An 11,218-nucleotide genomic window follows, 5' to 3' on the forward strand; every position below is an offset into this window, starting at 1 on the left:
TCTGCGCACCTTGCTAGCCGACCGGACAGGAAAATGCACGCACGCGCTGACGCTGCCGATACGGCCCCGAACTGGCCAGACGATATTTTCGCAACCTTGCAACGTTTCGACGTCCGGCAGGTGGCTTACGTGCCGGATGCCGGCCATGCGAAGCTGATCCACCGCGTGCTGGGCTCCTCCACGATGCGCGGCATTCCGCTAACGACGGAAGAGGAGGGGGTGGCGCTGCTCGCCGGCGCCTGGGCCGGTGGCCAGCGCGGCGTCTTGCTGATGCAATCGAGCGGCGTCGGCAATTGCATCAACATGCTGTCGCTGATCCCGGTCCTGCGTTTTCCGTTCCTCACGCTCATCACCATGCGCGGCGAGTGGGGCGAGTTCAATCCGTGGCAGGTGCCGATGGGCTCGACCACGCAGGGCGTGCTCGAGCTCTCAGGCGTCAAGGTGCTGCGCGCCTCGAACGCGGCCGAGGTGCCGGCGGTGCTGGAAGCGGCTGCGGCGCAGGCCTACAACGCCCTCACGCCCACCGCCGTCCTGCTGTCGCAGCGTCTGATCGGCGCCAAGGTTTTCACCAAATGAGCAAGGCCAATCTCCTCGACCGCCGCCAGGTTGTCTCCGTGCTGCTTGCGAACCGCGGGGACGTCGTTGCGATCGGCGGCCTAGGGGCCTCGACCAACGACATTACCGCCGCCGGCGACCACGCCCGCAACTTCTATCTCTGGGGCGGCATGGGCGGCGCGGCGATGATCGGCCTCGGGCTCGCGCTGGCGCAGCCGAATCTGCCGGTGCTGGTCATCACCGGCGACGGCGAGATGCTGATGGGCATGGGCAGCCTTGCCACCGTCGGCCTTCAAAAGCCGTCCAACCTCTCGATCGCTGTGCTCGACAACGAGGCCTATGGTGAGACCGGCGGCCAGACCAGCCACACCTCTGCCGGTGTCGACCTCGTCGGCGTTGCCAGGGCCTGTGGCATCAAGGACAGCCGGGCGATCTCGACGATGGCCGAGGTGGAGGCCTTCGCCAAAGCCGTCCAGGACGTCTCGGCGGGCCCGCGATTTGCCGATGTGAAGATCGACAGCGCCAATCTGGAGCGGATCTTGCCGACCCGGGACGGGACTTACATCCTCAACCGGATCCGGGGGGACCTCGGCTTTCAGCCTATCTAGGTCGCCGCGGTCCTGCTCGCAGGCCGTGTAGGTGAGGCCTATTTCCACTGATTTTACAACGCACTCAGGTTGCGATGCAGCATAGTGCTTGACTTTCGCGCTAGTGAGTGCTTACTCACTAGCATGAGCTCATTGCGTATGACGAGCGACCTGAGGCGTCAATTGATCCTCGGTGCCGCGAAACGCTGCTTTGCCCGACACGGGTATAACGGCACCACGACCAAGAGCGTGGCGGCCGCGGCTGCCATTTCCGAGGCGCTGCTGTTCAAGCACTTCCCGTCCAAGGCGGCGCTCTACGCCGAAATCCTCAGCGACGAATGCGAAGCAGACCCGGCGCTGACCGAGCTTCTCGAGCGGGAGCCGTCGACGGCTACCTTAGTTGAGCTGATCCGCGGCATGGTCGAGCATTTCCTGCTGATTGCCGACGGCCCCGATCAGGAGGAGGCGCAGCGCCTTCGACTGATGGCCACCAGTCATCTGGATGACGGCGAGTTCGCGCGTTTGCTGTATGCCAAGATCGAGACGCTGATCGGCCCGATCTTCGTCGCCTCGCTCGAGCGCGCCGTCGCCGCCGGCGATGCGCGGGCCTGTGGCAATGAACCGCTCAACCTGTTCTGGTTTGCGCATCATACGATGATGACAGCTGCGCTGACCAGGCTGCCCTCGGTGCCGTGTCTTGCCTATGGCGGGCCGAACGATCTCGAGCGGCAGCTTTGTGAGTTTCTCCTCAGAGGCATCGGACTTAACGACGCCGCAATTGCTTCGCATCTGGGCCGCGATCAGGCCGCTCGTGCTGGCAAGACGGCGATTGCAGAAAGCGTATGACAATGAACATCGTAACCGAACACAAGATTTCGGGCGAACCAATCGACAGCAAGGCTCCCAAGCGTCCGGTCCGGCCGGTGCTTTGGCTCGTCATCGTCGGCACGCTCCTGGGCGCGCTCGTTGGCGGTCTCGTCTGGTTCAATTATTTCCGCGGCCAGATGATCAAGCAGTTCTTCGCGAACAACAAGCCGCCGCCGACCTTGGTCAGCGCAGCGGAAGCGAAGTCCGAGGTGGTGCCGAACCTGCTCACCGCGGTCGGCGGTCTCGCCGCCGTGCACCAGGTCGACGTCACCGCCGACGTCAACGGCCGTGTCACCGAGATCAAGTTCGAGCCGGGCACGCATGTCGAGGCCGGCACGCCGCTGGTGCAGCTGTTCGACGCGCCGGAGCAGGGCGACCTCGCCAATTACAAGGCGCAGGCCACAGTGGCGCAGCTTTCGCTGGATCGCGCCAAGCAGCTGGCCTCGCGCCAGTTCGGCCCGCAGGCAACCGTCGACCAGGCGCAGGCCGCGTACGACCAGGCGCTGGCCGGCATCGCCAAGACCGAAGCGCTGATCTCGCAGAAGCTGGTGCGTGCGCCGTTCTCGGGCGAGCTCGGCGTCCGCAAGGTCGAGGTCGGCCAGTATCTGACGGCCGGCACGGCGATCGTTTCGTTGACCGATCTGTCGGAGCTGTGGGCCAACTTCACGGTGACAGAAAAGGACTCCGGAAGCCTCAAGGTCGGCCAACCGGTCCGGCTGAAGGTCGACGCTTATCCGGGCCGTACCTTCGACGGCAAGATCACGACGATCGAGCCGCAGATCGCGACCGATACTCGCAACATCCGCGTCCAGGCGACGATCGCCAATCCGGAGAAGATCCTGAAGCCCGGTATGTTCGTGACCACCACCGTGGTGCTGCCGGACAAGCCGGCCACGATCACCGTTCCGGAGACGGCGGTCGACTACACGCTGTACGGCGACTCGGTATTCGTGATCACCGAGAAGAAGGAAGCGGACGGCAAGACAAGCCTGAGCGCGGTGCGCACGTTCGTGCAGACCGGTAACCGCGTCAATGGTCGCGTCGAGATCATCAAGGGCATCAAGGCGGGCGACAAGGTCGTCGCCGTCGGCCAGCTCAAGCTGCAGTCGGGCGCTGCCGTTGCGATTTCGACCGACCCGGCTCCGCAGATTCCGGCGCAGCCGCCGCGCTACTGAGCATACATGTGCGTGATCCGGCCTGGCCGGATCACGTTTCTTGAGACATAGAAATCGAGATCGCCGCGATGGCCTTTACTGATATTTTCATCAAGCGCCCGGTTCTGTCGGTCGTTGTCAGCTTGCTGATCCTGCTGATCGGACTGCGCGCGGCGATGGTGCTGCCGATCCGGCAGTATCCGAAACTGTCGAACACGGTCATCAACATCACGACCATCTATCCTGGCGCATCCGCGGACCTGATCCAGGGGTTCATTACGACGCCGATCGAGCAGGCCGTCGCCTCCGCCGAGGGCGTGGACTACATCACGTCGTCCTCTGTGCTCGGCACCTCGACGATCCAGGTCTACATCAAGCTGAATTTCGACCCGAACCAGGCGCTCACCGAGGTGCTGGCCAAGACGAACTCGGTCAAATACCTGATCCCGAAGGAGTCCAACGACCCGATCGTCACCAAGACCACGGGCCAGACCACGGCCGTGATGTATCTCGGTTTCTCCTCGGAGGAGCTGTCGGGCTCGGCGATCTCGGACTATCTGACACGCGTGGTGCAGCCGGTGCTGTCGACCGTCGATGGCGTGGCTTCGGCCGACATCCTGGGCGGTCAGACCTTTGCGATGCGACTCTGGCTTGATCCGGTGAAGATGGCCGGCCGCAACGTATCGCCGGCGGACGTTGCCGCCGCGATCACGGCCAACAACTTCCAGTCTGCGGCCGGCCAGACCAAGGGCTACCTCATCGTCTCGAACATCTCGACGAACACAGGTCTGACCGACGTCAACCAGTTCAAGAAGATGATCGTCAAGGCCAAGGACGGCGGCTTCGTGCGCATGGAGGACATCGCCACCGTCGAGCTTGCCGCCCAGAGCACGGACGCGAGCGTCGCCTTCAACGGCGAGCATGCAATCTTCATCGGCGTGCAGGCGACGCCGCAGGGCAACCCACTGACGCTGGTCAAGGGCGTGCGCGCGCTGTTCCCCGAGCTCGAGCGCAACCTGCCGCCGTCGATGAAAATGAAGGTCGCCTACGACTCGACCAAATTCATCCAATCCTCGATCGACGAGGTGGAGAAGACGCTGGGCGAAGCCGTGATCATCGTGATTGTGGTGATCTTCCTGTTCCTGGCTTCGCTCCGCTCGGTCATCATCCCAGTAGTCACCATTCCGCTGTCGATGATCGGCGTCTGCACCTTGATGCTGGCGCTGGGGTTCAGCTTCAATCTCTTGACGCTGCTTGCGATGGTTCTCGCGATCGGCCTCGTGGTCGACGACGCCATCGTCGTTGTGGAGAACATCCATCGCCATCTGGAGGAGGGGAAGACGCCGATACAGTCGGCGCTAGAAGGTGCACGAGAAATTGTCGGTCCCGTCATCTCGATGACCATCACGCTCGCCGCCGTGTACGCGCCGATCGGTTTCCTCGGCGGTCTCACTGGCTCGCTGTTCCGCGAATTCGCCTTCACGCTCGCGGGCTCGGTGATCGTGTCGGGCGTGATCGCGCTGACGCTGTCGCCGATGATGTGCTCGGTGCTCCTCAAGAACACCGAAGAAGGCCGGTTCGCCAGGCTCGTCAACAGGGTGTTCGGCGCTGTGACGCGTTGGTACGGCCGCCGGCTCGACCGCTCGCTCGACTACAAGGCCATCACCGGCCTGTTCGCGCTGACGATCCTCGGACTTGTCGGCTTCCTCTACATGCACACCTCGAAAGAGTTGGCGCCCGAGGAAGACCAGGGCATCGTGTTCGCGGTCACCAAGGCACCAAAATATGCCAATATCGACTATGTCGATTTCTACGGCGACAAGCTCGACAAGGCATTCCAGAAATTCCCCGAGACCGACCTGCGTTTCGTGCTCAACGGCATCAACGGCCCGCAGGGCGGTATCGCCGGCATGTTGCTCAAGCCGTGGGACGAGCGCAAGCGCTCGTCGATCGCGCTGAAGCCTCTGGTCCAGGCCGAGCTTTCCAAGATCGAGGGCGTGCAGGCCTTCGCGTTCAATCTGCCGCCGCTGCCGGGCGGGCCGGGCGGATTGCCCGTGCAAATGGTGATCAACTCGACCGCAGGCTTCCAGACCGTCTATGAGCAGATGGAGAAGCTGAAAGACGCAGCGCGCAAGAGCGGCATGTTCATCGTCTCCGACAGCGACCTCGCCTACAACCAACCGAACGTCGAAGTCACGATCGACCGCACCAAGGCGCAGGATCTTGGCGTCAATATGCAAAATCTCGGCTCGACGCTCGCGGTTCTGCTCGGCGGCAACTATATCAACCGCTTCAATCTCCAGGGACGTTCGTACCAGGTGATCCCGCAGGTGCCGCGCAGCGAGCGCCTCTCTCCGGAATCGCTCGGGGGCTATTACGTGGCGACCAACACCGGGCAGCAGCTTCCGCTGTCGACCGTGGTCTCGATCAAGACGAAGACCGACCCGAATTCGCTGACGCACTACAATCAGCTCAACTCAGCGACGTTCTCGGCCGTGCCGATGCCCGGCGTGACCGTCGGCGCCGCCGTGGACTTCCTCGAAGGCGAGGCCAAGAAGCTGCCGCAGGGCTTCAGCCACGCCTACCTCGCCGATTCCAGGCAGTACGTGCAGGAAGGCAACCAGCTCGCGATCACCTTCGGTTTCGCGCTGATCATTATTTTCCTGGTGCTGGCCGCGCAGTTCGAGAGCTTGCGTGACCCGCTCGTGATCATGATCTCGGTGCCGATGGCGATCGTCGGCGCGTTGATCCCGTTGTTCTTCGGCGCGGCGACCATGAACATCTACACCCAGGTCGGTCTGCTCACCCTGGTCGGCCTGATTACCAAGCACGGCATCCTGATGGTGGAGTTCGCCAACGAGCTCCAGGTCAACGAGCGGCTTGATCGCCGCTCGGCCATCGAGATGTCGGCCCGCATCCGGTTGCGGCCAATCTTGATGACGACGGCTGCGATGGTGACCGGCCTGATCCCGCTGCTGACGGCGTCCGGCGCCGGTGCGGCCAGCCGCTTCTCGATCGGCCTTGTGGTCGTCGCCGGCATGTCGATCGGTACGTTGTTCACCCTGTTCGTGCTGCCGGCCGTCTACGTCGTCCTGGCGACCGACCATCGCGCGGCTGCCGATTCCGAGCGCAACAAGCAGGTCAACGAACTCGACCTCAGTGGCAAGGCATTACGACCCACCTGAGATCGTCCGAAGCGAAGATTGCGAAGCGGCAATGGCTTTTCGCCATTGCCGCTTTTTTCTTGTCCCGTGCTAGACTTGTCCGGCGCGCTATCGCGCCAGTACCGGGAAAATATCAGGGAAGATACGATGAGGCGGCGTGAATTCCTCGGAGGGCTCGGTTGTGTGTCGCTGTTGGGACCGAGCCCTGCTGCGGCTGAGGGCGGCCGAACGTTCCATCTGGGCACCCTGACTCCGATCACGCCAATTACGGACACAAGTCCAGGCGGCAAGATCCTGATCAAGGTTCTCGGCGAGCGCGGTTTCAAGATCGATCAGAACTTGACCTTTGAAGCGCGCGGCGCCCAAGGCGATGTCGCCAAGCTGCCCGCACTGATTGCCGAGCTGAAGACCAGGAACGTCGATGCAGTGGTGATTGTGGGCTACCCGACGGCAATGGCCGCCAAGGCGGCTGGCATTGCGACCGTGGCGGCAAGCGGCATCGGTGATCCCGTCGAAACCAAGCTGATCGAGAGCCTGGCGCATCCGGGCGGCCAAATCACGGGGATTTCGGACGTCGCGGCAACGCTCAGCGCCAAGCGGCTGTCGTTGCTCAAGGACATGTCACCGAAACTGACCAAGGTCGCAATGCTCTGGAATAAGGACGACCTCGGCATGACCACGCGCTATCAGGCTTCCGCGAAGGCGGCCCAGGCGCTCGGCCTCACCGTACAGGCGCTCGGCGTCCGCGAGCCTGACGACTTCGATGAGGCGTTCTCGGTGATGAACGGCGATCCCCCGGACGGCATCCTGATGGTGGCCGATGCGCTTACCATTCTCAACCGCAAGCGGGTGTTCGAGTTCGCCGCCGTCCGGAAGATGCCGGCGATCTACGAAAATGCTGACCTTGCCCGCGACGGCGGACTGATGTCTTACGGAGCGGATGTGCCGGAATCCTTCGAGCGGGCTGCAGCGCTCGTCGCCCGGATTTTCAACGGAGCCAAACCCGGCGATCTACCGTTCGAGCTGCCGACCCGCTATCCCCTGGTGATCAATCTCAAGACGGCCAAGGCGACCGGACTGGAAATCCCGCCGACCTTGCTGGCCCTTGCCGACGAGGTCATCGAGTAACCCTGTCCGCTGCGGCGGAAGACAAGGTTCGGCCTTCTTGCTAGGCTTGAAGGAATGAGCATTTCCGTCCATTCCGACACCCCGCAAACCGGGACCCTGCCACGTACGGCAGGGGACGGCGTCCTGTCCGAGGAGATGGGAGGGGGCATCAGAACCCGGCTGTTCACCAAATATGTCGCGTTGTTCGTGGCTGTGGTCGCCGTCGCCCTGCTGGCCAATGGGCTGTTCGAGGTCTTCTTCTATTATCGGGAGCACAAGGCCGCGCTGATCCGGGTCCAGCACGAGCAGGCTGAGGCGGCCGCGGCGAAGATCAGCCAGTTCGTCAAGGAGATCGAGAGTCAGCTGGGCTGGACCACGCAACTGCCGTGGCCGGCGGTCCGCCAGCCGGACAAAACCGACCAATCCTCGATCGAGCCGCGCCGGTTCGACGCGCTGCGGCTTCTGCGTCAGGTGCCGGCGATCACCGAACTCGCCCAGGTCGACGCGACCGGAAGGGAGCGCCTTCGTGTCTCGCGGTTGGCGATGGATGCGGTCGACAGCGGCATCGACCTGTCGGACGATCCCAAATTTACCCAGGCCGTTGCGCACAAGATCTATTACGGGCCGGTCTATTTCCGCCGCGAGTCGGAGCCGTACATGACGCTGGCGCTTGCCGGCGCCAGAAAGGATGCCGGTGTCAGTATCGCGGAGGTGAATCTGAAGCTGATTTGGGACGTCGTGTCCCAGATCAAGGTCGGCGAGCACGGACACGCCTATGTGGTCGGCCCGGAGGGGCGCCTGATCGCGCATCCCGATATCAGCCTGGTGCTGCGCAATACGGACCTGTCCGGCCTGGCGCAAGTGCGCGCCGCGCTGGCTGGCGGCGGTGCGATGCCGGATGCTTTGCAGGAAGCGACCAACATCCAGGGACAGAAGGTTCTGACGACGTCGGCGCCGATCAGCCCGCTCGGCTGGACGATGTTCGTCGAGCTGCCGGTCGAGGAGGCTTATGCCGCGCTCTATGCCTCGCTGGAGCGGCTCGCGATTGTCCTGCTTGGAGCATCGATCTTCGCGGTGCTTGCCGGAATTTTCCTCGCGCGCCGCATGGTCGGCCCGATCCAGGCGCTACGCACGGGCGCGATGCGCATTGGCGGAGGCGATTTCGCCCAGCGCATCTCGATCAAGACCGGCGACGAACTCGAGGAGCTCGCGAACCAGTTCAACCACATGGGCGAGCGCTTGCAGGAATCCTACGCCGACCTGGAACACAAGGTCGAGCAGCGGACCGCAGAACTGAGGCAATCCCTCGACGATCTGCGCGCGGCACAGGACCGCCTGGTTCAGACCGAGAAGCTGGCATCGCTCGGCCAGCTCACGGCGGGCATTGCCCACGAAATCAAGAACCCGCTCAACTTCGTCAACAATTTCTCCTCGGTTTCGACCGAGCTGATCGACGAGCTCAACGAGGTTCTGCAAACGGCTACTCTCGACGGCAAGACGAAGAACGAGGTTGACGAGCTGACCGGAATGCTGCGCGGAAACCTGGAGAAGGTGGTGCAGCACGGCAAGCGCGCCGATTCCATCGTCAAGAACATGCTGCTGCATTCACGCCAAGGCTCCGGCGAGCATCGCGCCACCGAGGTCAATGCGATCGTCGAGGAGAGCCTCAATCTGGCCTATCACGGCGCGCGCGCCGAAAGGCCATCATTCAATGTGACGCTCGAGCGCGACCTCGATCCGACCGCTGGTATGGCCGACATCTACCCGCAGGAAATTACCCGCGTCTTCCTCAATCTGATCTCGAACGGCTTCTATGCGGCAGCCAAACGCAAGGAGAGTGCCGCAGAAGGGTTCGAGCCGACCTTGAGGGCCGCGACGAAGAATCTCGGTGGCAGGGTGGAGATCCGCATCCGTGACAACGGGACGGGTATTCCGCAGGAGGTGAGGGAGAAGATGTTCAATCCCTTCTTCACCACCAAACCGGCCGGCGAGGGAACCGGCCTCGGCCTCTCCATGAGCCACGACATCGTCGTGAAACAGCACGGCGGCACGATCGCCGTGAACACAGAACCCGGTGTATTCACTGAATTCATCATCACCCTGCCGCGCGCGATGGCGGCTGGCGGTCCTTCCGGAGGGAAGACTTGAACGTTTACATTCTGGTCGTCGATGACGAGCCCGATGTCGAGGCTCTGTTCCGGCAACAGTTCCGGCGCGATCTGCGCGCCGGCCGCTTCCATATGGAATTCGCGCTCTCGGCGCCCGATGCGATCAAGCGCGCGGCCGAGGTGCGGGATCCTTCGCTGATCCTGATCCTGTCCGATATCAACATGCCCGGCATGAGCGGGCTCGACATGCTGCCCAAGGTGCGCGCCGAGCATCCGCATGTCCCGGTCATCATGATCACGGCGTATGGCGACGTCGAGACGCGCCGGAAGGCGATCGAAGGCGGCGCCACAGGGCTCCTCACCAAGCCGATCGATTTTGCCCTGTTGCGCCAGGAGATCGACACGAGGCTCGAGCAGGCGGCATGATTCCGACCATCCTCTTCGTTGACGACGAGCCGGACCTGGAAGCGCTGATCCTGCAAAAGTTCCGCAGGCAGATCCGCGATGGGCTGGTCAACTTCATCTTCGCGCGCGATGGCGTCGAGGCGCTGGAATCGATCGAGCAGAACCCGCTTGTCGACCTCGTGGTTTCGGACATCAACATGCCGCGCATGGACGGGCTGTCGCTGCTCGCGAAGCTCCAGGAGGCGGAGGACAAGAAGTCGACCATCATCGTGTCCGCCTATGGTGACATGAGCAACATCCGCACCGCCATGAACCGCGGCGCGTTCGACTTTCTGACCAAGCCGATCGACTTCCTCGACCTTGAAGCCACGATCCAGAAGACCGTTCGTCACATCGAGATGCTTCGCGAGGTGCGGCGGCGCCAGATGGAAGCCGAGCGCGCGCATGCGGCGCTGTCGCGCCATTTCTCACCTGAACTCGCCAAGCGTCTGGCGGCAGGTGGTGAGGGCGAGGGAATCGCAGTCCAATGGCGCGATGTCGCGACCATTTTCACCGACATCACCGGCTTCACGTCGCTGGTCGAGAGCGCGGCGCCCGAGACGCTCGGGGAGCTCCTCAACGAGTATGTGGGCGGGATGACCGAAGTGGTGTTCGCGCATGAGGGGACGGTCGCCAAGATCATCGGCGATGCAATCCAGGTGCTGTTCAATGCACCGGGTGATCAGCCGGATTACGCGACGCGTGCCGTCGCCTGTGCGCACGACCTCGATCATTGGGCGCAGGATTTTTGCGCGCGCCAGAAGGCGAGGGGCGTGAACTTCGGCACCACAAGGATCGGCATTCACGCCGGACCGGCGCTGGTCGGCAATTTCGGCGGCAACCGCTTCTTCGACTACACCGCCTACGGCGACACGATCAACACCGCGGCACGGCTGGAGGCCGCCAACAAGCACTTGGGTACGAGGATTTGCGTCAGCTCCAGCGTTGCCGAGAGGGCTGGGAATTTTCAGGGGCGCCCCGTCGGCGAATTGGTGCTGCGCGGGCGCCGCGAAGCCTTGCGCGCCTTTGAGCCGCTGCCACAGGCCAAATTCGAGGCGCCGGCAACTGCGCTCTATTCCGAGGCCTTCGCCAAGATGGAGGCTGGCGATGCCGCCGCCATGCCCGCCTTTGCCGCGCTGGTCGGCATGCATGCCGACGATCCCCTGGCCGGCTTTCACCTGAAGCGTCTGCTCAACGGCGCCAAAGGCGTCCGGATGCAACTGGAATAGGAG

Annotated in this window: 9 protein-coding genes; all 9 read left to right on the forward strand. The window is 63.1% G+C overall.

The window, feature by feature from the left end; all coding sequences use genetic code 11:
* Positions 1-33 precede the first annotated feature (33 nt).
* The 9 genes from BM374_RS21165 to BM374_RS21205 all read left to right on the forward strand — a co-directional run bounded on the left by BM374_RS21165 (position 34) and on the right by BM374_RS21205 (position 11,215).
* On the forward strand, positions 34-576 hold the full coding sequence (locus BM374_RS21165) for a phosphonopyruvate decarboxylase (RefSeq protein WP_092295897.1): 543 nt from the start codon (positions 34-36) through the stop codon (positions 574-576).
* Entirely contained in the window at positions 573-1,163 is a 591-nt protein-coding gene (locus BM374_RS21170) for a thiamine pyrophosphate-dependent enzyme (protein WP_092295901.1), read from the forward strand. Before BM374_RS21165 ends, BM374_RS21170 begins: the two co-directional genes overlap by 4 nt.
* Before the next feature lie 123 nt (positions 1,164-1,286).
* Positions 1,287-1,988, forward strand: coding sequence for a TetR/AcrR family transcriptional regulator (locus BM374_RS21175; protein WP_092295904.1), 702 nt, complete (start codon positions 1,287-1,289; stop codon positions 1,986-1,988).
* A 2-nt stretch (positions 1,989-1,990) separates the two neighbouring features.
* Positions 1,991-3,184 (forward strand): efflux RND transporter periplasmic adaptor subunit, encoded by a 1,194-nt coding sequence (locus tag BM374_RS21180; protein ID WP_092295907.1) that lies wholly within the window; start codon positions 1,991-1,993, stop codon positions 3,182-3,184.
* Between the two features lie 68 nt (positions 3,185-3,252).
* Positions 3,253-6,348 (forward strand): MexW/MexI family multidrug efflux RND transporter permease subunit, encoded by a 3,096-nt coding sequence (locus BM374_RS21185; protein ID WP_092295910.1) that lies wholly within the window; start codon positions 3,253-3,255, stop codon positions 6,346-6,348.
* Between the two features lie 126 nt (positions 6,349-6,474).
* Positions 6,475-7,455, forward strand: coding sequence for an ABC transporter substrate-binding protein (locus BM374_RS21190; protein WP_092295913.1), 981 nt, complete (start codon positions 6,475-6,477; stop codon positions 7,453-7,455).
* Positions 7,456-7,509: 54 nt separating this feature from the next.
* Positions 7,510-9,582: a sensor histidine kinase gene (locus tag BM374_RS21195; RefSeq protein WP_092295915.1), complete on the forward strand. Its 2,073-nt coding sequence runs from the start codon at positions 7,510-7,512 to the stop codon at positions 9,580-9,582.
* Entirely contained in the window at positions 9,579-9,968 is a 390-nt protein-coding gene (locus BM374_RS21200) for a response regulator (RefSeq protein WP_092295917.1), read from the forward strand. Before BM374_RS21195 ends, BM374_RS21200 begins: the two co-directional genes overlap by 4 nt.
* A complete protein-coding gene (locus BM374_RS21205; RefSeq protein ID WP_092295920.1) occupies positions 9,965-11,215 on the forward strand; it encodes an adenylate/guanylate cyclase domain-containing protein in 1,251 nt (416 codons plus the stop codon). Before BM374_RS21200 ends, BM374_RS21205 begins: the two co-directional genes overlap by 4 nt.
* Positions 11,216-11,218: the final 3 nt, after the last annotated feature.

The sequence above is a fragment of the Bradyrhizobium sp. Ghvi genome, assembly GCF_900115265.1.
Taxonomy (GTDB): Bacteria; Pseudomonadota; Alphaproteobacteria; order Rhizobiales; family Xanthobacteraceae; genus Bradyrhizobium.